Here is a 23,381-nt window from a genome sequence, read left to right as displayed (position 1 = left end):
GGGCGGGTGCTGCTCGGGCGCTCAGGGCAGGGGCTGCTCGACAGCTCAGGGCAGGGGCTGCTCGGCCCAGATCACCTTGCCGGCGGGGGTGTAGCGGGTGCCCCAGCGTTCGGCGAGTTGCGCGACCAGGAACAGACCGCGTCCGCCCTCGTCCGTGGTGGCCGCGTAGCGCAGATGGGGTGAGGTGTTGCTGCCGTCGAACACCTCGCAGATCAGGCTTCGGTCGTGCAGCACACGGACCCCGATGGGGCCGCTGCCGTAGCGGATCGCGTTGGTGACCAGCTCGCTGAGGATCAGCTCGGTGGTGAACTCCATCTCCTCCAGACCCCACTCGGCCAGCCGCCGGGTGACCGACGCGCGCACCTCGCCGACGGCGGCGGGGTCGGACGGCACCTGCCACTCGGCGATCCGGTCGGCACCGAGCGCCTGGGTGCGGGCGACGATCAGGGCGATGTCGTCGCTCGGCCGGGCCGGGAGGAGGGTGTCGAGGACGGCCCGGCAGGTGTCCTCCGGCGACCGGTCGGCCCCTTCGAGGGCGGTGCGCAGCAGCTCGAGCCCGGCGTCGATGTCCCGTTCCCGGTCCTCGACGAGCCCGTCCGTGTACAGCACCAGCCGGCTGCCCTCCTCCAGGTCGAGCTCGGCCGTCTCGAACGGGAGGCCGCCCAGCCCGAGCGGCGGACCGGCGGGGACCTCGGGGAACTCGACGCTTCCGTCGGGACGCACCAGGGCTGGCGGCGGGTGGCCAGCCCGCGCCACGGTGCAGCGCCGGGAGGCCGGGTCGTAGATGGCGTACAGGCAGGTGGCGCCGGTGACGGCAGCTCTGCCCTCCTCCGCCTCCTCGTCCTGGTCGATGCGGCCGACCAGTTCGTCCAGCAGCCCGAGGAGTTCGTCGGGCGGCAGGTCCAGCGCGGAGAAGTTGTGGACCGCCGTACGCAGCCGCCCCATCGTCGCCGCGGCGTGCAGCCCGTGGCCGACCACGTCGCCCACGACGACCGCGACACGGGCGCCGGGCAATGGCAGGACGTCGAACCAGTCCCCGCCGACCCCCGCCTGCGCGGGAAGGTAGCGGTACGCGATGTCCAAGGCGCTCTGCTCGGGCAGGTTGCGCGGCAGCAGACTGCGCTGCAGCGTCACCGCCATGGTGTGCTCGCGGGTGTAGCGGCGCGCGTTGTCGATGGAGACCGCCGCCCGGGCAACCAGCTCCTCGGCCAGGGCCAGATCCTCCGTATCGAAGGGTTCGGGCTTCTCGGAGCGCCAGAAGTTGACCAGGCCCATTACCAGGGGGCCCACCCGCAGGGGGGCGGCGATCAGTGAGTGGATCCCGTAGTCCACGACCTGGGCGGTGCGCCGGAGGTCCTGTGCCAGCCATCCCGGGGCGTCGCCGAGGGCGGGCTCGACGACGGCCTGGCCGGTGCGCAGGCTGTGGGCCTGAGGGGAGGTGGGGACGAATACGATGTGCTCGCCCACCGGATAGAGCGGGGCGTCCTTGCGGATGCCGCCGGACGCCGTGCGGCGCAGATCGGTGCTCGCGTCCGGCTCCTGCCCGTTCAGCACGGCGTCGGCCAGATCCACGGTGACGAAGTCCGCGAACCGCGGGACGGCCACCTCCGCCAGTTCTTCGGCGGTACGCGTCACGTCCAGGCTCGTGCCGATGCCCACCCCGGCGTCGTACAAGAGTTTGAGTCGCTCCCGTGCCACCTCGGCCCGGCCGGACAGCGCGCGCAGTTCGGTCGAGTCGCGCAGCGTCGCGGCGCTGCCGGCCGGGCCGCCCTTGAGGTCCGTGGGCCGTTGGTTGATGGCCAGCAGCCGGTCGCCCACCAGGTGCACCTCGTCGGTGGCAACGCGTCCCGAGGCCAGCAGGTCGGCGGTGCCCGAGTCGAGACCGAGGTCGAGGACGTCCCGCCCCTCGGCGTCCTCGGGCAGATCGAGCAGTCGGATCGCCTCGTCGTTGGCGAGCAGCAGCCGTCTCTCGCCGCTGACGATGATCACTCCCTCGCGGACGGCGTGCAGCACCGCGTCGTGGTGTTCGTACATGCGGGTCATCTCGTAGGGGCCCAGGCCCCGGGTCTGGCGCAGCAGGCGCCTGCTCACGAGGGCCGTGCCGCCCGTGGCCAGGGCGAGCGCGACGCCCGCGGTGGAGAGCAGGAGCGGCAGCTGCCGGTCCGCGACACCGCCCACATTGGCGGTGGTGATCCCGGCCGACACCATTCCCACGACCTTGCCGTCGGGCGCCTTGATGGGGACGGTGGCCTGCACCAGTGGACCGATGGTTCCCGTGATCTCCTCGACGACGGTGTGACCGGCCAGCACGGGTGCCGTGTTCCCGACGAACTTCTTTCCGATCCGGTCCGGCTTGGGGTGGGTGTAGCGGATCGCGTCGGTGTTGAGTACGACGATGAAGTCCACCTCGGAGGCCTTGCGGGCGGCCTCGGCCCGCGGCTGAAGGATCGCCGTGGGGTTCGGGGCGCTGAGTGCCGCTCGGGTGCCCGGCGCGTTGGCGAAGGTCTCGGCGACGGCGAGTGAACGGTTGCGGGCCTCCTGGGTGCTGTCGTGTCGCACCTGGAGCACCAGCGCCACCACCGCTGACACCACCAGGAGCAGCACGATGACCACTTGCAGGACGAATACCTGTCCGGCGACGCTGCGCCGGCTCAGCGCCGACCGGGGCCCGGCGGACAGGCCGAGTCGGTGCTTGCCTCCGTGCGGCCCACGCTGATCGAGGGGTGTCTTGAGGCCGCGGGTCGACTGAGCCCGTGATCGACCCAATAGTCCGACCATGTGCCTATGTCTACACTGCTCGGCGCCCGGAGGCGAGGGGCGTCACACATGGTGAACGACCGCGGCCTCGGTCGCGTACCCGGTCCCCCTGTTCACGCCATCGGCGGAAGCTGCCGATGCGGGGATCTGGCCGCATCATGGAGGGGTATCGATTTACCCGCATTTATGTACCGAGCGCGGGAGGGCGTCATGAACCACCCGGACTTCTACCGGCTGACCTTCACCCACCCCGGATCGGGTACCGGCGTCGTGACGGACGAAGTGGTCGTCGAAAAGACCGATGCCCTCGGACCGGGCGGCAACCCGGTGTACTGCGATCCCACCGGCATACTTCGTGCCGAGATCAGCCCGACGGGAGAGGTGCGGATGCTGGCCAGCGGTGCGTACCAGTCGCCGCTCAGCCCCTCCGCAGAACCGATTCCCTGACGACGCGCGCGCTTTCGGGCGCCGACTGGTCGGTGTCCCGCAGCTCCCGGACGAAGCGAAGACCCGGGCGGCCGTTCAGCTGGATGTCACCGGCGGGCACGAATCCCGTACGGGCCAGCACGGCTCGCGAGCCGGCGTTGTCGAGCGTCGTGACGGCCCGCAGGGTGCGCAGGCCGTACTCCGCGACGGCCAGGGCGCAGACCTCACGCACGGCGGCCGTCGCGAGCCCCTGCCCTGCGGCCCGCTCGGCGATCCGATACCCCAGTTCGGCCGAACCGTCCGCCACGCCGATCAGGTTGACCCGCCCCAGCACCGCACCGCTGCCGTCCACCACGAGATGGAAGAAGTGCAGCCCCGCCGCCTGGTCGGCCAGCAGCTCCCGATGCCGTGCGTCGAAGTCGGCGAAGTACGCGTCGCCGCGGTCGGGAATCGACGCGGCGAAGTACTCCCGATTCTCCCGCTCGAACGCGAGAAGCGCCGGGGCGTGGTCGAGGCGGAGGCGTTCGAGTCGAGGCATCCCGCAATGCTATGCACCCTCCGGCGGACGGTGCCACCCCTGCCCGTTCCCCGCAGCCGTCCCGACCAAGTCACCTTCCCGCGCGCGGTGTTCGTGCACGAGCTGACGGCGATGACGCTCTCGCCCACCACCGAGGGACCCGGTGGCCGTGGTCGCCGGCGGCAACTACGACTCGACGATATGGCGCAGATAGGCGTGTGGGTCGGCGAGATAGCGTCGCCAGTGGTCCACGACGCCGAGCTCCCGCCAGGCGACCCTGCGCATGCCGTGCTCGCCGACCTCGATGATGTCCGCGCCCGGCAGGGCGGTCAGCAGCGGGGAGTGCGTGGCGCAGACGACCTGGCCGCCCTCCTTGGCCAACCGGTCGATGTGCCCGACCAGTTCGAGGCACGAGGAGAACGAGAGCGCCGCCTCCGGCTCGTCCAGGACATACAGGCCGGCGTGCAGGAACTTCCCGCGGAAGGCCGCGAGAAAGCCCTCGCCGTGACTGACCGAGTCCGGCGCGAACCCCTCCCTGCCCAGCGCGTCCAGTGCCGTTTCGGCCCGCAGGAAGAAGCCCTTGCGGGCCGACCAGCTGGTGACCATGCGGCGCCCGCGCGGGGCCGCATCGAACCTCATCCGCTCACCGAGCGCCGACTTGCCTCGAGGGGACGCGTATCGCCAGTCGTGGGAGCCCCCGTAGGAGTCCAGGCCGAACCCCTCGGCCAGCGCCTCGACCAGGGTCGACTTCCCCGAACCGTTCTCGCCGACCAGGAAGGTCACCGGTGCGGTGAAGCGCAGCCCTTCGTCGAGCAGCTGCCGGACGCAGGGCACCGACCAGGGCCAGGCGTCTTCGTCGTACGAGGAGCGGTGGGCGTACGCGCGTTCGACAATCACGCGACCAGTGTCACCCAGGAGTGCCGCGGAGGACGTACACGACGTCATACGGAGGGTCGTCCGCGCGGGGGCCTGTCGATTCGGCCGGCGGTCGTTCGTTCGGGTAGTGGGACGCCGGCGTCGTGCCGGTGCGGGACGAAGGCTGTGATGAGGATGAACGAGGTACGGACGTTGATCGGCGGACGGGGACTGGTCGAGTCGCCGCGCTGGCACGGTGACCTGTTGTATTTCTCCGACTGGTCCGCGGGCGAAGTCGTCGCTCTCGACCCGGCCGGTCGCAGCGAGGTGATCGCGCGCGTGGCGTCGCTGCCGCTGTGCACCGCCTGGCTCCCCGACGGGCGAATGGTGATCGTCTCCTCGCCGGACGGGCAACTGCTGCGCCGGGAGCCCGACGGTTCCCTGGTCACGTACGCGGACTTGGGCAAGCCGGGCTGGAACGACATCGTGATCGACGGCCGCGGCAACATCTACGTCAACCGCGTCGACTTCGACCCTATGGCCGGGGAAGCCCTCCAGCCCGGCTCGGTCTCGCTGGTCACGCCGGACGGCTCGGTACGCCAAGTGGCCGACGACATCGCGTTCCCCAACGGTATGGCGGTGACGCCCGACAACTCCACGCTGATCGTCGCGGATTCGTACCGGCACAGCCTGGTCGCCTTCGACATCGGCGCGGACGGCGGACTGTCCGGCCGGCGTGTCTGGGCCGACCTCGGCGAGGGCACCCCGGACGGCATCTGCGTCGACGCGCGGAACGCCGTCTGGTACGCCGACGTGCCGGGCCGGTGCTGCGTGCGCGTCGCCGAAGGTGGCAAGGTGCTGGACAGGATCGACCTGGACCGCGGCGGCTTCGCCTGTGCGCTGGGCGGCCCCGACGGAACGACCCTGTTCATCGTGGCCGCCGAGTGGCGGGGGATGACGGAGTCCGAGATGGTGACACCCGGTTCCGGTCAGGTGCTCGCCACCGAGGTCGAGGTGCCGGGGGCGGGCCGGCCGTGATACCGGCCGACGATCAGCCCTCGGACACGGCGGCGGCAGGAGGACGTACCTCCAGGACGACGGCAGTGCCGGCCACGGTCCGGTCCTCGTGCAGGGTGATCCGCCGACCGGGCTCGAGATGCCGCCACCGTGACGGACAGAGGGGGACGAGGCGCACCCGACCCCGGCCACCGGGCTCCAGGTAAGGCATCTCCTCAACCCACAGCGCGGCGATGTTGACCGAGGGTTCCCCGTCGGCCGTCGCGTGTCCGATGTCCCACATCGGCCGCAGAACACCGGCCCCGTCGATGGGGGTGGTACGGCGGCCCTCCCCGGCCGGACGAAGCGTCAGGTCCGCTCGGATCACTCCGTTGCGGATCTCGGCGCAGCGCCAATGGCACCAGGCCGCGCTCCGCTCCATCCGCAGCTGCTCGGCGGCATCGGCGAGCCTCTCCCAGAACGTCACGGGCCGCGGGCGGCCGTCGCCCAGCTCCTCGAGCAGGCCGAGCGCGATCTCCCACTCGTCGGCGACGAGGTGATCCCAGACATCGCGCACCGTGATGTCGTTCTCGGTGGCGGTCTTCTCGGGGACCAACAGGGAAGCCGCTTCGAGCAGTTCGGGGACGTCCACGCCCTGATTGTCGACCATGGGGGCGGAGTAGAGGGATAACCCTCGAATAACCCCAAGCCCATGTCATGTATCGGTCAACAGTGCAATCCTTCCCCCACCTGTCGGGCAGGTCGTACCCGGCCCGCCCACGGTCGCGCTCCCGCACACCCCAGCCCAGCTCGTCCCGGACAGCACATCCCGTCTGCCCGGTCCGTCACCGGCCGCAGACGCGTGGCCGTCGCAGAAGGAGTACGAGTGAGACGTATCCCCCGTCAGGCGACCGCCGCCGGAGCCCTGGTGGCCACCGCCGCGTTCCTGGCCGTCGGCATACAGACGGTCCCGGCGGCCGCCAAGCCCGCCCCCCACCCCAGCCCCCTGCGCACCGGAGGACTGGAGGCCGAACTCACCCCGGCCCAGCACACGGCGCTGCTGAAGAAGGCATCGAAGCAGACCGCGGCGACCGCCGGCTCGCTCGGCCTGGGTTCGAAGGAAAAGCTCGTCGTCAAGGACGTCATCAAGGACAACGACGGCACGCTCCACACCCGGTACGAGCGCACCTACGCCGGCCTTCCGGTGCTGGGCGGCGACCTCGTCGTCCACACCCCGCCGGCCTCCCTGGCCTCGGGCACGGTGAGCACCACCTTCAACAACAAGCACACCATCAAGGTCGCCTCCACCACCGCGACGTTCACCAAGTCGGCCGCCGCGAGCAAGGCGCTGAAGGTCGCCAAGGCACTCGACGCGCAGAAGCCCACCACGGACAGCGCCCGCAAGGTGATCTGGGCCGGCACCGGCACCCCCAAGCTCGCCTGGGAGACCGTGATCAGCGGCCTCCAGGACGACGGCACCCCGAGCAAGCTGCACGTCATCACCGACGCCACCACCGGCAAGGAGCTCCACCGCTACCAGGGCATCGAGACCGGCACCGGCAACACGCAGTACAGCGGCACGGTCACCCTGAACACCACGCTGTCCGGTTCGACGTACCAGCTGTACGACACCACGCGCGGCGGCCACAAGACGTACAGCCTCAACAACGGCACATCGGGCACGGGCACGCTGATGACCGACTCCGACGACACGTGGGGCACCGGATCCGGCTCCAACACCCAGACCGCCGGTGCGGACGCCGCCTACGGCGCGCAGACGACCTGGGACTTCTACAAGAACACGTTCGGCCGCAGCGGCATCAAGAACGACGGCGTCGCCGCCTACTCACGCGTCCACTACAGCACGGCGTACGTCAACGCCTTCTGGGACGACGACTGCTTCTGCATGACCTACGGAGACGGCTCCGGCGGCACCCACGCGCTCACCTCGCTCGACGTGGCCGGCCACGAGATGAGCCACGGGGTCACCTCCAACACCGCGGGCCTGGACTACAGCGGTGAGTCCGGTGGCCTGAACGAGGCGACCTCCGACATCTTCGGCACCGGCGTGGAGTTCTACGCCGCCAACAGCAGCGACGTCGGCGACTACCTCATCGGTGAGAAGATCGACATCAACGGCGACGGTACGCCGCTGCGTTACATGGACGAGCCCGACAAGGACGGCGGCTCGGCGGACAGTTGGTACTCCGGAGTGGGCAACCTGGACGTCCACTACTCCTCGGGTCCGGCGAACCACATGTTCTACCTGCTCTCCGAGGGCAGCGGTACCAAGACCATCAACGGCGTCACCTACAACTCGCCGACCTCCGACGGCGTCGCCGTCGCGGGCATCGGCCGGGCCGCCGCGCTGCAGATCTGGTACAAGGCGCTGACGACGTACATGACGTCCAGCACCAACTACGCGGGCGCGCGCACCGCCGCCCTCAACGCCGCGGCGGCGCTGTACGGCACCGGCTCCACCCAGTACGCCGGGGTCGGCAACGCCTTCGCCGGCATCAACGTCGGCAGCCACATCACCCCGCCCACCAGCGGCGTCACGGTCACCAACCCGGGCAGCCAGTCCTCCACCGTCGGCACGGCGGTGAGCCTGCAGATAGCGGCCAGCAGCACCAACAGCGGCTCGCTGACGTACGCCGCGAGCGGCCTGCCCACCGGCCTGTCGATCAACAGCTCGACCGGCGTCATCTCCGGCACCCCGACCACCGCCGGGACGTACAGCACGACGGTCACCGTGACCGACAGCACCGGCGCGACCGGTACCGCGTCCTTCACCTGGACGGTCAGCTCCTCCGGTGGCGGCGGCACCTGCACCTCGACCCAACTGCTGGGCAACCCCGGCTTCGAGTCCGGCAACACCACCTGGACCGCCACCAGCGGTGTCATCACCAACTCCAGCAGCCAGGCAGCCCACGGCGGCTCCTACAAGGCCTGGCTGGACGGCTACGGCTCCACCCACACCGACACGCTGTCCCAGTCGGTGGCGATCCCCTCCGGCTGCAAGGCCACGCTCACCTTCTACCTGCACATCGACAGCGCGGAGACCACCACCAGCACCCAGTACGACAAGCTGACGGTGACCGCCGGTTCGACCACCCTGGCGACGTACTCCAACCTCAACAAGGCTTCCGGCTACACCCAGAAGACCTTCGACCTGTCCTCCTTCGCCGGCTCCACTGTCACCCTCAAGTTCAGCGGCGTCGAGGACTCCTCCCTCCAGACCAGCTTCGTCGTCGACGACACGGCCCTGACGACCAGCTGACCGGCACTACCTGACGCCTTGGGCGGCAGCCGCGGCGTGGGCCGTCCGCGAGGACGACCCAGGTCGCGGTCGGTCGCCTGAACCTCTGGGTGACGACTTCCGGCCGTCCATCAGGCGTACTGCTCGACCGCGACCCGGGCCACCTCCCCGGGCGCGGTCGGCGGGGCGGCGACGGTCAGTTCCACGGCCGTGGAGCCCAGGTAGTAATTCCGTGCGCCGTAGCGGTCGTGCCAGGAACGCAGGACAGCGACGTGGTCGGCCGGGGTCAGGTCCGGATGCTCGCGCGGTCCTGCCCAATTGACGGTGTACGGGGCGTCGATGAGGGCAGGCAGCTCGTAGCCGTGCGCGGCCGGGACCAAGCAGATCCACTCGGTCGGATACGCATGCCTGCCCGGGATCCTGCTGGTTCCTTACCGGGGAGGGTCCGGCAGAGCGCCGAGCCGCAGGGCCGGCCGGTCGGGGAGGTGCCGGTCCGGGAAGTCGCCCGAGGTCGGATCATCCCGGCAGGACCCGCTCACGATGCCCACCATGGACCCGTTCACGATGTCCACCATGGAGCCGGTCAGTTCGGCCACCGCCCGACCGGGGTTGCGGGCCAGCGCGGTGGCCAGTCGGTCCGGGCCGCCGGCCCTGGCTTCGGCACACCATTCCTCCGGGCTGTCATGACTGACGAACGGCCACAACCCGGTGTGGTCGTGCACCGCGGCAAGTCGCGCGTGCGTCGCGACGGCGGCGTCGGGGTCGATCGCGAACCCGTACACCGGAACACCGTCAGCGGTCACCGCGAGACTCGGTCGGCCCAGCTCGACCCCGAGACCGGCGAGCTGAGCCGCGACATCCGCAGCTGTGAGGTGATCGAGAGCCATCGCAGGAGTAGGCGCGTTCGGTCGAGCCTCGTCGAACAGATTCCGCACCTCCGCTCGACGGCCCACCCCCGGTGTTCCTCCGCTCGGCGTCGTCGGCACCCACTCGGCTGGTTACTCGAACCGGGAGGGGTCCCCGGCCCCGAGGCGTACGAGCTCGGGCTCCCGGCCGGAGAAGTCGATGACGGTCGTCGGCTCGGTGCCGCAGTCTCCGGAGTCGATGACCGCGTCCACCACGTGATCGAGTTCTTCCTTGATCTCCCAGCCCTGGGTCAGGGGTTTCTCGTGATCGGGCAGGAGCAGGGTGCTCGACAGCAGCGGCTCGCCGAGTTCGGCGAGGAGCGCCTGGGCGACGACATGGTCGGGAATCCTGACTCCGACGGTCTTCTTCTTCGGGTGCAGCAGCCTGCGTGGCGCCTCCTTCGTTGCTGGGAGGATGAAGGTGTAGCTGCCGGGAGTCGCCGCCTTGACCGTACGGAACACCGCGTTGTCGACGCGTACGAAGTGACCCAGCTGCGCGAAGTCCTGGCACATCAGGGTGAAGTGGTGCCGCTCGTCGAGCTGGCGGATCGAGCGGATGCGGTCGAGCCCGTCCCGGTTGCCCAGCGCGCACCCGAGCGCGAAGCACGAGTCAGTGGGGTAGACGATGAGCCCTCCGGCGCGAACGATCTCGACCACCTGGCTGATGATGCGTCGCTGCGGGTTTTCCGGGTGCACGTCGAAGTACTTGGCCATGCGCCGAGCTTAGGTCCGCGGCGGGCCCGTCCGGTCGACCGGCGCTCGACTCCGCCATCTTCACCGCTCACGGCCCTATGAACCTTCAGGTCCTCTCGCTACCCTCCGCCGCATGATTTCCACGGTGGTCTGGGGTACCGGCAACGTCGGCCGCGCGGCCATCCGCGCCGTCGAGGCCCACCCGGCGCTGAAACTCGCGGCCGTGCTCGTCCACCACTCCGCCAAGGTCGGCCGCGACGCGGGCGAGCTCGCCGGGCTCGACCACGGTCTGGGGGTCGCGGCGACCGACGACATCCACGCCGTCCTGGCCACCGCACCGCAGGCCGTGGTGTACGCGGCGTCCGGCGACATCCGGCCCGACGAGGCCCTGGCCGACATCAGCGCGGCGATCCGGGCCGGTGCGGTGGTCGTCACCCCCGCGCTGTACCCGCTCTACGATCAGCGCAACGCTCCGCCGGAGTTCCGGGATCCCGTGCTCGCCGCCATCGAGGACGGCGGCGGCTCCCTGTTCGTCTCCGGTGTCGACCCCGGCTGGGGCAACGATGTACTGCCCTTGCTGATCAGCGGACTCGGCACCGAGGTGGACGCCATCCGCTGCCAGGAGATCTTCGACTACTCCACATACGAGCAGGAGGAATCCGTCCGGTATCTGGTCGGCATGGGGCAGCCCATGGACTACGAACCCCTGATGCTCGCGCCCTCGATCCCCACCATGGTGTGGGGCGGGCAGATACGGCTGATGGCCAGAGCCCTCGGTGTCGAACTCGACGACATCCGCGAGACCTTGGACCGGCGCCCGCTCGAGGCCACGGTGAGCACCCGGACGATGGGCGACTTCGCGGCAGGCACCCAGGGCGCGGTGCGGTTCGAGGTGCAGGGCATCGTCGGGGGCGAACCGCGGATCGTCATCGAACACGTCACCCGCATCCACCCGTCCTGCGCGCCGGACTGGCCGACACCGCCCGACGGCGACGGCGCCCATCGCGTGATCATCGAGGGCCGCCCCCGCATCGAGGTCACCGTCGAGGCCACAGACGAAGGCGAGAACCGCTCCGCGGGCGGAAACGCCACCGCGGTCGGCCGGCTGGTGGGCGCGATCGACTGGCTCGTGGACGCGGAACCCGGACTCTATGACGCGCTCGACGTCCCGCTGCGCCCCGCAGTCGGCAGACTCGGAAGGAAGTGACCCCCATGACCCTGCGGATCGACATTCCCGAGGGCCAGGAGCCGATCGGGTACGTGTGGGGCGAGATGGTCCCCGGCATCGGCACGGCCGCCGCGAACTTCTCGCTGTCGGTGTACGAGCACACGACGCTGGGCCTGCGCGAGTTCGAGGCCGCGCGGCTGCGTATCGCGCAGATCAACGGGTGCCTGTTCTGCCTCGACTGGCGCACCGAGCGGGACGGGCAGAAGGTCGAGGAGGAGTTTGCGGACGCGGTGACCCAGTGGCGTACCACCGATGCCTTCGACGACCGCACCCGGCTGGCCGCGGAGTACGCCGAGCGGTACGCCCTGGATCACCACGGTCTGGACGACGAGTTCTGGACTCGGATGACCGCGCAGTACAGCCAGCGCGAGATCGTGGAGCTGAGCATGAGCATCGGCTCCTGGCTGGCGTTCGGCCGGCTCAACCATGTGCTGGGCCTGGACACCGTGTGCGTGCTGCCCACCCACTGAACGGGTCCGGGCCGCTCCGTCGGTCCGGCCACCGCTACAGGTCGGTGGCGATGATCTTCTCGATGTTGCGTTCGGCGAGCGCCGTGATGGTGACGAACGGGTTGACGCTGGTGTTGCCGGGGATCAGCGAGCCGTCGATGACGTAGAGCCCGGAATAGCCTTGCAGACGGCCGTAGTTGTCGGTGGCCTTGTTGAGTACCGCGCCGCCGAGCGGGTGGTAGGTGAGGTGGTCGCCCCAGATCTTGTACGTGCCGAAGAGGTCGGTCCGGTAGATCGTCCCCTCCGTCGCGTTGATCTTGTCGAAGATCGACTTGGCCATGCCGACGGCGGGCTGCTTCCAGGCGGTCTGCCAGTTCAGATCGACGCTGGAGGTGGCGGCGTTCCAGGAGAACTGGGCGCGGTTCGGGTTCTTGGTGATGGACAGATAGAACGACGCGTAGGTCTCGATGCCGGTGGGCAGCGGTGCGACCTCGGCGAACGCGCCCCCGGCCGCCCAGTTGTCGATACCGCCGCAGGGAATGCTCGACTGGAGTGCGCCGGTCGGATCCCACATGTGGTTGGCGCGACCGCACATGACGTTGCCATTGTCGCCCCAGCCCTTGCCGACCTCGCCGTTCAGGTTCGGCAGCGCGCCGGTGGCCTTCAGCTTGACCAGCAGCTTGCTGGTGCCGACGCTGCCGGCCGCGAAGAACACCCGGTCCGCGGTGACCGTCTTGGTGGCCGTGGTGTCGCCGGTGGTGTTGATCTGGTCGATGAGGACCGTGTAGCCGCCACTGGCCGCCGGGGAGACCGAAGTGACCTTGTGCAGCGATGAGATGGTGACCCTGCCGGTGGCCGCGGCCTGGGCGAGGTAGGTCTTCTGCAGTGACTTCTTGCCGTAGTTGTTGCCGTAGAGGATCTCGCCCGCCAGCGCCGACTTGGGGACGGTTCCGGCGGCCTCCTGCTCCATGTAGGCCCAGTCGTAGACGTCGGGCACGAAGACGAAGGGGAAGCCGGAACGCTGGGCCTGCTTACGGCCGACCCGCGCGTACTGGTAGCAGTCGGTGCTGTCGAACCATGTGGGGTCGACGGTGGCGACCCCGAGCCCTGCGTTCGCGCGCGGGTAGTAAGTGCCGTACATCTCGTCGGCGTTCACCGACGGGAGGATGGCGCCGAAGTTCTCGCGCTTGGGTGTGACCGCCATACCGCCGTTGACCAGTGAGCCGCCGCCGACGCCGCGCCCCTGGTACACGAGGATCTGGCCCATGTCCTCGGCGTCCAGGATCCCGGTGTAGCGGGGGACGTCCTTGTCGATCGGGAAGCCGAGGAAGTTGCTGATGGGCTGCTTGGTCCTGGTGCGCAGCCAGTACGAGCGGTAGTCCGGGCTGGTGGTGTTGGCGAAGATCTTGCCGTCCGAGCCGGGGGTGTCCCAGGCCATCCCCATCTCGATCATCTGGACGTCGATTCCGGCCTGCGCCAGTCGCAGGGCGGCGACGGAGCCGCCGTATCCGGTGCCGATCACCAGGACGGGGACGTGAGCTCCGGAGGCGATCGGTCCGGCCGCCGTAACGGTCTGCCCCTGAGCCGCCGCGGCATGGCCCGCGAGAGTCACGACTCCAAGAATAGAACTGGTTCCAGTAATGAATCTTCGACGCGAGACACCCCTGGACGCCTTGTTTTGCTGGGTAGTGTCACTCATGTGACGCTCCTCACTCTAGATGAGTGGGAACACGTTCTACTGTCGCTTGCGTGTTAAGTCACTACATACCTGTAGGTAACTTCTGTCCGATCTTGGGGTGATAGGGGAGTGGTGGCCCACGCCTCTTGACTTCACAAGACCCCCGCGCCACATTCCTGACGCAGCATCAGAACCGGGACGGCGGGCGCCCATTGCCTCCCGGAGCACAGCACGCCTCACATTCCTTCGCCCTGCTGGAGCGCCTGCCATGTCCACGAGCGCGGATCCCGCCAGACGTATCGCAGCCTCCTCGGCCCACGGCCCGTCCCGGCGACGCGTCCTCGGCGCCGCGACGGGGGCCGGGCTCGCGCTCGCGGCCGGCCTCCCGGGTGTCGCCGAGGCGGCCGATCTGCCCCTGCTCGGCACATACGACGTCGTGGTGATCGGTTCCGGAGCGGCGGGGATGACCGCCGCGCTGACGGCCGCGAAGCGGGGCCTCAGCTGTGTGGTCGTGGAGAAGGCGCCCACCTTCGGAGGCTCGGCCGCTCGCTCGGGCGCGGGCATCTGGATCCCGAACAACCCGGTGATTCTCGCCGCCGGCGTCCCCGACACCCCGGCGAAGGCCGCCACCTATCTCGCCGCGGTGGTCGGCCCCGGCGTCTCCGCCGACCGCCAACAGGCCTTCCTCGGCCACGGACCCGCCATGATCTCCTTCGTCATGGCCAACAGCCCGCTTCGCTTCCGCTGGATGGAGGGCTACAGCGACTACTACCCCGAGCTGCCCGGCGGTCTTCCGGGCGGCCGCTCCATCGAACCCGACCAACTCGACGGAAACATCCTCGGCGCCGAACTCGCCCGCCTGAACCCGTCGTACATGACGGTCCCGAGCGGCATGGTCGTCTTCAGCGCCGACTACAAATGGCTCACCCTCTCGGCCGTCAGCGCGAAGGGCGCCGCCGTCGCCACCGAATGCCTCGCCCGCGGCACCAAGGCGGCACTGCTCGGCCAGAAGCCCCTGACGATGGGACAGTCGCTGGCGGCCGGCCTGCGCGCCGGACTGCTCGCCGCCCACGTACCGGTGTGGCTGAACACCCCGCTGTCCGACCTCTACATGGAAGGCGGAGCCGTCACCGGCGCCGTGGTCACCCAGAGTGGCACCCCCGGCCTGGTCAGAGCCCGGCGCGGGGTGATCGTCGGCTCCGGCGGCTTCGAGCACAACGCGGCCATGCGCGCCCAGTACCAGCAGCAGCCCATCGGTACGGCGTGGACGGTGGGCGCCAAGGAGAACACCGGCGACGGCATCCGGGCGGGGGAGCGGGCCGGCGCCGCGCTCGACCTGATGGACGACGCCTGGTGGGGCCCGGCGATCCCGCTGCCCGACCAGCCCTACTTCTGCCTCGCCGAACGCACCCTCCCCGGCGGGCTGTTGGTCAACGCCGCGGGGGCGCGCTTCGTCAACGAGGCCGCCCCCTACAGCGATGTCGTCCACACCATGTACGAGCGCAACGCCACCGCGCCCGACATCCCGGCCTGGCTGATCGTCGACCAGAACTACCGCGACCGCTATCTCTTCAAGGACGTCGCGCCGACGTTCACCTTCCCCGACGCGTGGTACACGTCCGGCGCCGCCCACAAGGCATGGACCCTCGACGCCCTCGCCGGCCAGATCGGCGTACCCGCGGCCGCCCTGCGCACCACCGTCAGCCGTTTCAACAGCCTTGCCCTGAACGGCAAGGACACCGACTTCCACCGCGGCGACAGCGTCTACGACCACTACTACACGGACCCCGCGATCCTCCCCAACTCCTGTCTTGCCCCCCTGTGGCTCGCCCCGTACTACGCCTTCAAAATCGTCCCCGGCGATCTGGGCACCAAGGGCGGACTGCGCACGGACGCCCGCGCACGGGTACTGCGCCCGGACGGTTCCGTCATTCCCGGCCTGTACGCGGCGGGGAACGCGAGCGCCGCGGTCATGGGGCACAGCTACGCGGGCGCGGGCTCGACGATCGGTCCGGCGATGACGTTCGGCTACATCGCCGCGCTGGACATCGCGGCGACGGTCTGAAGGCGTGGGGTGCGATCCGCTCGAGACAGATCAGCGTGCCTCGCTTCGTCGCACGAACCCGGCGATCCGCTCCCACATGGCGACCGGATTGGCGTACATCGGCCAGTGTCCGCTGCGCGGGATCTCCGCGAGCTTCGGCATCAGGTCACCGTGGTCGGAGAGGTCGACCATCGACTCGAAGATTCCGCGCACCGCTCCGGGACGAACCTTGTGGCGCAGGCTCGCCGCGTAGAGGGCGCTGGAAGTGGTGGACGAACGGCGGGCCCTCTCGACGAAGTCGTCGAAGAAGCCGGCGTCGTCGTCCGAGGGATGCGTGAGGATCTGCCGGCTCAGGAAGCAGTCCTCCGGGGCGACGTTGCCCTCGATGTCGACGAAGCTCAGGACGCGGTCCGGCTCCTGGTGCGCCAGCAGCAAGCCGGTCAGACCGCCCATCGAGTGCCCGATCAGGTGGAAACGCCGGATGCCCGCGTGGTCCAGCACAGCTTGTGCGGTCTCGACGAGGAACGGGATCGAGATGGTCGACACGTCCTCGCAGAAGGTCTCGCCGCATCCCGGTGCGTCATGGGCGAGGAACGGCCGCCCGGTGAAGGCGCGTTGGTGGGCGAAGTCGACATAGTGGTGATCGGGCGGGTGCGTCCGCCCGCGGCTGCCACCGCGGCCCGGTGTCCGGGCCAGTCCGGGGAGGTCACCAGCACCGTCTTCTGCGGCCCGCGCAGGAGGGAGTGGAAGGTGAGGAAGAGGGCGTGCTTGACGCCCAGGGTGATGAGGACGTCGGAGGGCGACCATGTCTGTCGGGTGTCGGCGGCGAGCCGTTCGGCCACGGTTTCCCGCAGCGCGGGCATGCCCGTTGCGGGGCCGTAGCGGTGCTGGGCGGGGTCCTTCAGGGCCCGGGCGGCGGCGTCGAGGACTTGCTCGGCGGTGGGGGTGTCCGGTTCTCCGGCGGCCAGGCTGATGACGTCCACGCCGGCCCCGCGGAGTTCGTTGGCGCGATCCCTGATCGCGAAGATGGGGTCCTGGTTCATACGGGCTTCACCGCTGTCCCGGGAGCCGCCGACAGGTCGTAGTACTCGACGGTGGTCACGCCGGCGCGGAGGGCGGCCAGGGCGCGCCGCTCGGCGGCCACGCGGGCGTCGGCCTGGTCAAGGGTCTTGGCCACGGCCGATGCCGGTACGACCACCACGCTGTCGGCATCGCCCACGACGAGGTCGCCGGGGCGGACGACGGCTCCGCCCACGCGGACGGGGACGTCGAACTGGCCGGAGTGCTCCTTGCCGGTGCCGACCACCGTGATGTGGCGGGCGAAGACCGGGAAGTTCAGTGCCTGCTGTTCGGCGACGTCGCGGACACCTCCGTCGATCACCAGCCCGAGGATGCCCCGCTGCTGGGCCGCGACGGCGAGGATCTCGCCCCAGTGCCCATGCTGGGCCCCTTGGAGGTCGACCACCAAGACGCTGCCGGCCGGGGCCGTGGCCACCGCGCGGTGCAGCGCGAGATTGTCGCCGCCGATGCCCTGCACGGTGAACGCCCGTCCCGCCACCCTGGCCCCCGGCCATACGGCGCGCACGGACGGGTCGCAGGCGCGGGCGGCCGAGGAGGATGCCTCGAAGAGGGTGGCCGTGCTGTGTCCGCGTGCCGCATCGTTCGATGCCGTATCGGTCATGACTGCCTCGTCTGGAGGGTGTGATAGCCGAAGGTCTCGCGTGCCGCGCGCAGGGTGCCGCCGGTGCGCGCGGCCGCGACGATGTCGGCCTCGACGCGCTCGATGTGTTCGGCGACGTCGGCGATCCGTTCCGCTTCGGCGGCGGGGACGGCGACCACGCCGTCCGCGTCGGCGCACACGAGGGTGCCCGGGTGGATCTCGATGCCCGACACGATCACTGGTTCGCCGATGGCGGCCAGGCGGACACGGTCCTTGCCGGTGCGCAGGAACCGGCCGCGGCTGAAGAGGGGGTATCCCTGCGTCAGAGAGGCCGACACGTCGCGGCAGACTCCGTCGATCACGGTGCCGGCGATGCCGCGGACCACAGCGATCTCGGTCATGATGCCGCCCCACACGGTGACGTCGGTGCGGCTGCCGTTGTCGATGACGACGACCGCACGCGGCGGGACGCCGTCGAGGAAGTCGCCGACCGTGCTGCCGGTGGAGCCGTCGACCGGGGCGTAGCGCACGGTGAAGGCCGGGCCCACCGCGCGGAAGTCGTTCGACAGCGGGGCAAGACCGGCCATGGCCCCCGGGATTCCGGCCCGGTCGAGCGCGTCGGAGAGCGCCGCGGTGGGCAGCGCACGGAGCCGGGTCACGATGTCGCGCGGCGTGGCGTCGCCGAGGGCCATCACATCTCCTCCGTTCCGGCCAGACGTGCGTCCCGCATCGCGTGCGGCAACGGAACTCCGGCACGTACGTCCGCCTCGATGGCCGCTTCCCGGTCGGCGAGGCGCTGAGCGGCCTGAAGCACCTCGGTGGCCCGCTCGCGGGGGACGACCACGACCCCACCTTCGTCCGCCAGCACTACATCGCCGGGGCTGACCGTCACGTCGCCCAGGCGGATCGGCTCGCCGGTCGACTTCTGCCGCAGACGGCCGCGTGCGGTCACCGGTACCTGGGCCCGGGCGAAGACCGGAAAGCCGAGCTCGCGGGCCTGGCCCACGTCCCGGCAGGCGCCATCGGTGATGACACCCCGGACGGAACGCACCGCGGCGCCGGCACTGACAATTCCGCCCCACGAGGAGACGTCGGTGCGACCGCCGTTGGCGACCACGATGACGTCGTCGGGACCTGCCTCGGCGATCGCGCCGGTGAGGATGTGGGCGCCGCCGTGTTCCCCGCTCAGCGGTTCGAGTTCGACGGTCACCGCGAACCCGGCCACCTTGGGCCGGCCCCACACGGGCGGCAGACCGCCCTGGCCCGGGGGGAGGCCGCAGGCGTCCAGCGCGTCGGACACGGTGGCCGTGTCCAGCGCCGTGAACTGCGTCAACAGGGTTGCTTGCGTGCTCATGTCCCTAAGTGAAACAAGCCTGATCCATATACTGAAGGTCTGATTTCGTCTCCCACCGATATGTGGAGCAACTGATGATCGAGGTGCGCCAGGCCCGCTACTTCCTCGCCGTCGCGGAGACCCTCCACTTCGGCCGCGCCGCCGAACAGCTCGCGATGTCGCAGCCGCCCCTGAGCCAGGCGATCCTTCAGCTGGAACGCCAACTGGACGCCCGGCTCTTCGACCGCAGCGGGCGCAAGGTCACGCTCACGGAGACCGGCCGGGCCTTCGCGGCCGAGTGCCGCAAGCTCCTGGCGGCAGCCCAGCACGCACAGGAGGTCGCCACGCAGACCGAGGCGGGCCTGGTCGGCATCTTGCGCATCGGTGTGGTGACCTCCGCCCTCAGCGAGCCGCTGCTGGGCACCATCGCCGCCTTCCGGCACGCCCGCCCGCGCGTCGATCTGCAGATCACGGAGGTGGACACGGCCTCGGCCCAGGAGGCCCTGCTCCGGCACGAGATCGACATCGCCGTGGTACGGCCCAGCACCCCGGTGCGCGGCCTGCGCATCCAGCCCTGGCGCCACGACCAGTTCGTGATCGCACTCCCGGCGGACCATCCGCTCGCAGCCGACGCCCCGAGCCCCGTCGATCTCGCGCGTTTCGCCGACGAGCCGTGGGTGTGGCTCCGGCGCGAGGCGTCACCGGACTACCACGACCAGCTCATGGCCACCTGCCGCCGAGCCGGATTCAGCCCCGACGTCCGCCACCTCGCCAACTCGATCCTGACACAGCTGGCGATGGCGACCTGCGGTCTTGGTGTCACGCTCGTACCGAACGTGACGGTGCGCCAGATCCACCCGCCCACACCGTACCGACCCCTCACCGACGGCGCCGACATCGTCGAACTCTCCCTCGTCACCCGGGACGGCACACAGGAACCGCTGGTGGAACAGTTCCTGCGCATTGCGTCAGCCCGCGCGCAGATGGGCTGACCCGGACGCTCACTCCCGGTCGTCGTCCCGTAGCGGTGTGAGCACCAGCATGGTGACGTCGTCTCGAACCGCGGTGCAGAACCGGAGGAGGTCCTCCCACACACTGTCGATGAGTGCGGTCGGTGACTCCTCGGCGAACTTGGCCAGACGATCGGCCAGCGGATAGAAGGCGCCGGCGTGGTCCCGGCTCTCGGTCACTCCGTCGGATGCCAGGAACAGGCGATCACCGGGCTCCAGCCGGACGGAGCGCCCTTGCGGCGGACAGATGTCGAAGAACCCGATACCCAGCGGAGCCCCCGGCTCGAGATCGAGTTCGACGGCCTGCCCACCCCGCAGAAGCAGCGGATGCGGATGCCCGCAGGACACAAGCCGCACCGCATCGGCGCTCGCCGAGAACTCCAGCAGTACGGCGGTCGCGAACAACTCGGCGTGCTCCGTTCCCGCGGAGTCCACGACCAGCCTGCGATCAAGGCGTGCCGCTGCCGCCTCCAGGTCACGCTGGTCGAGCACTGCCTCCCGGAACGCCCCGAGAAGCGAGGCGACCGTCCCCACGGCCGACAGCCCGTGCCCCTGCACATCACCCATCAAGGCCCGGACCCCATAGGGCCCCTCACGCACATCGAAGAAGTCACCGCCGACCAGCGTCTCGCTCTGTGCGGCCCGGTACAGACCGGCACAGCGCAGCGGGCCGACGCGCTCGGGAAGCGGCGGCAGGACGGCGAGCTGGGCGGCTTCCGCCACGGTCCGCACCGTGACCAGATGCGCGTCCCGTCGGCTGCGCACCAGGGACACGAACACGCTCAGCACGGCGATGAAGGTGATGGTCCACAGGTCGGTGTTGCCCGGGTGGTTGAGCTGCAGAGGGGGGACGTGCAACAGAAGGATGACGACGCAGCCGAAGACGCCCGTCGCCACAGGCCCGTAGGAGAGCACGGCCAGCGACGGAATGGTGCCCAGCAGAAAGCCGATGTCCAGCGGCTGACGACTCGCGAGCTCGGCCGCACAGACTCCCACCAGCAGCGCCGGCGGCAGCGCCCGCACCCAGCGTGGCGGCGGCGAGCCACGCAGCCAGCCCCGCTCCTCACCGTTCCGCCGCCCGGAAGCGGCCCTGCTGGCCATGTCACTCCTCTCTACACCACCACGCTCCTCCGTTCGCCCCCTCCGCGCATTCCGATCAACCGATTCTCACGGCAGTCTCCGCCGGAAAACCATGGCTGCGGACGTTGACGAACCGGCTACGCAGTCGGTCCGAGGGTTCACGGAGAGCGGTCACAACCCTCCGTACTCCCTGCGTTACTACGCACGGGGCGTCAGCCTCGGACGGAGGGACGCGGACGAAGATCCGTTCGTCGTTGACGCTGGGCAGGAACTCGTCCTGCTTGCCCTCCGCTGGCACAGGCAACGGCTCACCCAGGTCACCGACGGTGCCGGAGCAGCCGGGGCCACTGGGCGGAATCAGCTGCTCCCGAATTCGTGCGCCACCCGCTCCAGCCGGCGTCGATAACGCTCCCACCATGCCTGGTTAGCGCCAGCGTCTCGATCGTGCGCCGTTCGGCCTGGTCGACGCGGGGCGCTCGGTCCCGGGGGCCTCCGAGCAGCGGGTTCGCCGCGGGTGACGCCGAAGCGCGCCAACCGCGGCGAACCGGTGCCATGTCAGCCGTCGATGCGGTGCTGGGTCCAGAACGAGGTCAGGTCGGTGCTCGTGGCGGCCTGGGCGGCGGCCTTGAACTCGGACGTGGTCGAGACGCCGTACCAGTGCGAAGTGGCGTAGTCCTTCAGGAGCTTGGCCATGGCGGTGTCGCCGAGGACGCGGCGCAGGTCGTGCAGGGCGCACTTGCCGTAGCCGTAGACGACGGTGGAGTACCGGGAGGAGTGGGCGTCCCAGTAGCCCATCGAGTTGGTGATCTTCTCCGCCGTCGAGGCCCACGAGACGCTGTTCCAGCAGTTGGTGCCGGTCTTGTTCAGCGCCAGATCGGTGGCGTAGTCCGTGAACGCCTCATCGAGCCAGGGGTTGTTGTACTCGTCGTCGCCGACGATGCCGTACCACCACTGGTGTCCGATCTCATGGGTGAGCGCCGTGGTGCTGACCAGGTCGAGGACGAACCCCGGGTACTCCATGCCGCCGAACCAGAAGTTGTTGTCGATCACCGCGTCCAACTCGCCGTACGGGTAGGCGCCGAACCGCGAGGCATGGGCGTCCACCGCGGTCTTCGCGGTGGTGAGCATCGACTGGGCGTCGGCCGAGCTGATGCCCGAGACGGAGTAGACGTTGACCGGGGTGCCGGCGGTCGACGTGCCGGAGATCTTGGTGAACGGGCCGGCCGCCCAGGCGAAGTCACGGACCTTGGAGGCGGTGGCGGTGGTGACGGTGCGTCCGCTGGAGCCGGGGGTGTCGACCGAGGCGCCGGTGGCCGGCACGAGCAGGGTGCTCGGGTGGTCGAGGGTCACCTTGAAGTCGGCGGCCAGGGAGTAGAACGACTCCCCGTTGTTCGTGTACGGGTCCAGATGCCAGCCGGCCCCGTCCTTGACCGCGAGGACGGGCAGGGCGTTGCCGATGAAGCTGAACGCCCCGTCGTGGCCGAAGCGGTCGGCGCCGCTGGGGACGGTGATGCCCAGGTCGAAGCCGATCGTGGCGGTCTGCCCCTGCGTCAGCGGCGTCGAGAGGTCGATCTTGAGGGCCGTGCAGTCGACCGAGAGGGCACCCGCGGTGCCACCGGTGACGTTGCTGACCGTGATCGGCATCGACGAGCAGGTGCCGTGGTAGTTGTCCCACAGCCTCAGGTACACCTCACTGAGCGCGGTGGCGGAGGCGTTGGTGAAGACCGCGCTCTCGTGGCCGGTCCAGACCGTGCCGCTGGTGTTGCTGCTCAGGCTGACGGTGTACGAGGGTGCGGCCGGGGTGCGCGTGGAGTCCGCCGGCGGGGTGGTGTCGCCGGAGGTGTTGAGGGCGATGTCGTCGAGGACGAAGCTCGTCTGGAGGCTGGAGTCCTCGGTGCCGGTGAAGGCGAGGTTCACGGTCTGGCCCGCGAACGCCGAGACGTCGAAGGACTTCTGCACGTACCCGGTGGCCTTGTTCAGGTTCGAGTACGTCGCCAGCGTCGTACTGCCGATCTTCGCCGTCAGCTTGTCGTACGCGGTGGACGAGGTCGTCTCGGCGGTGTCGATGTGCAGCCAGAAGGTGAGGGTGGCGCCGCTGCATCCGGACGGGACGGTGACGCTCTGCGAGAGCGTGTCGGTGTGCGTGCTGCCGACACCGTCCAGCCAGGCGAAGTAGGCGCCGCCGTGGGCGGACTGCCCGGTGCGGTTGGTGATCACGGTGGACGACGACGGGCTCCAGGGCGAGGTGCCGCTTTCGAAGCCACCGTTGGTGACCACTTGGGCCGGGGTGCAGGCCGCGGCCTGAGATGCCGCGTGCGGCGTGGCTGCGGCCGGGGTGGCGGGGAGAGAGACACCGGCCGACGCGGCGAGGACGAGTGCGCTCGCTGCGAGGGCCTTGCGGGGGGTTGGTCTCACACGAAACTCCTTTGCGGAGGCCGGGATTCCGGCCTGCTCGATGGCTGCCCGACGACTGGGGTGCGCCGGGGGCGGC

21 protein-coding genes and 1 pseudogene are annotated in these 23,381 nt (G+C 69.9%); 7 read left to right on the top strand and 15 right to left on the bottom strand.

From position 1 onward, the window contains the following. Nucleotides 1-45: 45 nt before the first annotated feature. A complete protein-coding gene (locus tag ACFY0T_RS38100) occupies nucleotides 46-2,778 on the bottom strand; it encodes a SpoIIE family protein phosphatase (RefSeq protein ID WP_388881613.1) in 2,733 nt (910 codons plus the stop codon). Between the two features lie 189 nt (nucleotides 2,779-2,967). Here ACFY0T_RS38100 and ACFY0T_RS38095 point away from each other — a divergent pair, with 189 nt between their 5' ends. After that, entirely contained in the window at nucleotides 2,968-3,204 is a 237-nt protein-coding gene (locus ACFY0T_RS38095; RefSeq protein WP_388881610.1) for a DUF6296 family protein, read from the top strand. On the opposite strand, the gene ACFY0T_RS38090 is transcribed toward ACFY0T_RS38095, so the two are convergent. Continuing rightward, on the bottom strand, nucleotides 3,176-3,721 hold the full coding sequence (locus tag ACFY0T_RS38090) for a GNAT family N-acetyltransferase (protein WP_388881607.1): 546 nt from the start codon (nucleotides 3,719-3,721) through the stop codon (nucleotides 3,176-3,178). The two genes, ACFY0T_RS38095 and ACFY0T_RS38090, sit on opposite strands and share 29 nt — an antisense overlap. 165 nt (nucleotides 3,722-3,886) lie before the next feature. Next, the gene (locus ACFY0T_RS38085) at nucleotides 3,887-4,597 is read right to left on the bottom strand and encodes an AAA family ATPase (protein ID WP_388881604.1); all 711 of its coding nucleotides are present in this window, start codon (nucleotides 4,595-4,597) and stop codon (nucleotides 3,887-3,889) included. Between the two features lie 147 nt (nucleotides 4,598-4,744). Here ACFY0T_RS38085 and ACFY0T_RS38080 point away from each other — a divergent pair, with 147 nt between their 5' ends. After that, complete coding sequence (locus ACFY0T_RS38080) at nucleotides 4,745-5,593, top strand: SMP-30/gluconolactonase/LRE family protein (RefSeq protein WP_388881601.1); 849 nt, start codon at nucleotides 4,745-4,747, stop codon at nucleotides 5,591-5,593. Between the two features lie 13 nt (nucleotides 5,594-5,606). Here the strand turns inward: ACFY0T_RS38080 and ACFY0T_RS38075 are convergent, their stop codons facing one another. After that, complete coding sequence (locus ACFY0T_RS38075; RefSeq protein ID WP_388881598.1) at nucleotides 5,607-6,221, bottom strand: hypothetical protein; 615 nt, start codon at nucleotides 6,219-6,221, stop codon at nucleotides 5,607-5,609. A 216-nt stretch (nucleotides 6,222-6,437) separates the two neighbouring features. Between ACFY0T_RS38075 and ACFY0T_RS38070 the strand changes: the two genes are divergently transcribed. Next, complete coding sequence (locus tag ACFY0T_RS38070; protein WP_388881595.1) at nucleotides 6,438-8,831, top strand: M4 family metallopeptidase; 2,394 nt, start codon at nucleotides 6,438-6,440, stop codon at nucleotides 8,829-8,831. A 110-nt stretch (nucleotides 8,832-8,941) separates the two neighbouring features. Here the strand turns inward: ACFY0T_RS38070 and ACFY0T_RS38065 are convergent, their stop codons facing one another. From ACFY0T_RS38065 to ACFY0T_RS38055, 3 genes are all read right to left on the bottom strand, one after another. Continuing rightward, on the bottom strand, nucleotides 8,942-9,190 hold the full coding sequence (locus ACFY0T_RS38065) for a DUF4253 domain-containing protein (protein WP_388881592.1): 249 nt from the start codon (nucleotides 9,188-9,190) through the stop codon (nucleotides 8,942-8,944). A 51-nt stretch (nucleotides 9,191-9,241) separates the two neighbouring features. Next, nucleotides 9,242-9,697, bottom strand: a complete 456-nt coding sequence (locus tag ACFY0T_RS38060; RefSeq protein ID WP_388881589.1) for a hypothetical protein — start codon at nucleotides 9,695-9,697, stop codon at nucleotides 9,242-9,244. A 111-nt stretch (nucleotides 9,698-9,808) separates the two neighbouring features. Further along, nucleotides 9,809-10,429, bottom strand: coding sequence for an L-threonylcarbamoyladenylate synthase (locus tag ACFY0T_RS38055; protein WP_388881586.1), 621 nt, complete (start codon nucleotides 10,427-10,429; stop codon nucleotides 9,809-9,811). Between the two features lie 112 nt (nucleotides 10,430-10,541). Between ACFY0T_RS38055 and ACFY0T_RS38050 the strand changes: the two genes are divergently transcribed. Further along, a complete protein-coding gene (locus ACFY0T_RS38050) occupies nucleotides 10,542-11,615 on the top strand; it encodes a dihydrodipicolinate reductase (RefSeq protein ID WP_388881583.1) in 1,074 nt (357 codons plus the stop codon). 11 nt (nucleotides 11,616-11,626) lie between these two features. Next, on the top strand, nucleotides 11,627-12,106 hold the full coding sequence (locus tag ACFY0T_RS38045; protein ID WP_388881703.1) for a carboxymuconolactone decarboxylase family protein: 480 nt from the start codon (nucleotides 11,627-11,629) through the stop codon (nucleotides 12,104-12,106). A gap of 34 nt (nucleotides 12,107-12,140) precedes the next feature. Here the strand turns inward: ACFY0T_RS38045 and ACFY0T_RS38040 are convergent, their stop codons facing one another. Next, nucleotides 12,141-13,784, bottom strand: coding sequence for a GMC oxidoreductase (locus tag ACFY0T_RS38040; protein ID WP_388881580.1), 1,644 nt, complete (start codon nucleotides 13,782-13,784; stop codon nucleotides 12,141-12,143). Nucleotides 13,785-14,031: 247 nt separating this feature from the next. Between ACFY0T_RS38040 and kstD the strand changes: the two genes are divergently transcribed. Further along, the gene (kstD, locus tag ACFY0T_RS38035) at nucleotides 14,032-15,828 is read left to right on the top strand and encodes a 3-oxosteroid 1-dehydrogenase (RefSeq protein ID WP_388881576.1); all 1,797 of its coding nucleotides are present in this window, start codon (nucleotides 14,032-14,034) and stop codon (nucleotides 15,826-15,828) included. Nucleotides 15,829-15,858: 30 nt separating this feature from the next. On the opposite strand, the gene ACFY0T_RS38030 is transcribed toward kstD, so the two are convergent. The 5 genes and pseudogenes from ACFY0T_RS38030 to ACFY0T_RS38010 all read right to left on the bottom strand — a co-directional run bounded on the left by ACFY0T_RS38030 (nucleotide 15,859) and on the right by ACFY0T_RS38010 (nucleotide 18,821). After that, nucleotides 15,859-16,503 (bottom strand): alpha/beta fold hydrolase, encoded by a 645-nt coding sequence (locus tag ACFY0T_RS38030; RefSeq protein ID WP_388881700.1) that lies wholly within the window; start codon nucleotides 16,501-16,503, stop codon nucleotides 15,859-15,861. Then, nucleotides 16,458-16,850: pseudogene (locus ACFY0T_RS38025) on the bottom strand (aminotransferase class I/II-fold pyridoxal phosphate-dependent enzyme); the annotation flags it as partial. The gene ACFY0T_RS38030 and the pseudogene ACFY0T_RS38025, both read right to left, overlap by 46 nt. Then, entirely contained in the window at nucleotides 16,847-17,488 is a 642-nt protein-coding gene (locus ACFY0T_RS38020) for an RraA family protein (protein ID WP_388881573.1), read from the bottom strand. The pseudogene ACFY0T_RS38025 and the gene ACFY0T_RS38020, both read right to left, overlap by 4 nt. Next, a complete protein-coding gene (locus ACFY0T_RS38015) occupies nucleotides 17,485-18,159 on the bottom strand; it encodes an RraA family protein (RefSeq protein ID WP_388881570.1) in 675 nt (224 codons plus the stop codon). Before ACFY0T_RS38015 ends, ACFY0T_RS38020 begins: the two co-directional genes overlap by 4 nt. Continuing rightward, the gene (locus ACFY0T_RS38010) at nucleotides 18,159-18,821 is read right to left on the bottom strand and encodes an RraA family protein (RefSeq protein WP_388881567.1); all 663 of its coding nucleotides are present in this window, start codon (nucleotides 18,819-18,821) and stop codon (nucleotides 18,159-18,161) included. Before ACFY0T_RS38010 ends, ACFY0T_RS38015 begins: the two co-directional genes overlap by 1 nt. Nucleotides 18,822-18,895: 74 nt before the next feature. Here ACFY0T_RS38010 and ACFY0T_RS38005 point away from each other — a divergent pair, with 74 nt between their 5' ends. Then, entirely contained in the window at nucleotides 18,896-19,792 is an 897-nt protein-coding gene (locus ACFY0T_RS38005) for a LysR family transcriptional regulator (RefSeq protein WP_388881564.1), read from the top strand. 9 nt (nucleotides 19,793-19,801) lie between these two features. On the opposite strand, the gene ACFY0T_RS38000 is transcribed toward ACFY0T_RS38005, so the two are convergent. Both ACFY0T_RS38000 and ACFY0T_RS37995 read right to left on the bottom strand, forming a co-directional pair. Then, a complete protein-coding gene (locus tag ACFY0T_RS38000; protein WP_388881561.1) occupies nucleotides 19,802-20,911 on the bottom strand; it encodes a PP2C family protein-serine/threonine phosphatase in 1,110 nt (369 codons plus the stop codon). 534 nt (nucleotides 20,912-21,445) lie between these two features. Further along, nucleotides 21,446-23,305, bottom strand: a complete 1,860-nt coding sequence (locus tag ACFY0T_RS37995) for a M1 family aminopeptidase (RefSeq protein WP_388881558.1) — start codon at nucleotides 23,303-23,305, stop codon at nucleotides 21,446-21,448. Between the last annotated feature and the right edge of the window lie 76 nt (nucleotides 23,306-23,381).

This window comes from Streptomyces sp. NPDC001530 (assembly GCF_042894545.1).
Classification (GTDB): Bacteria; Actinomycetota; Actinomycetes; order Streptomycetales; family Streptomycetaceae; genus Streptomyces.
Note: the sequence above shows the minus strand (reverse complement) of the source record. Positions and strands in the feature narration are given on the sequence as shown.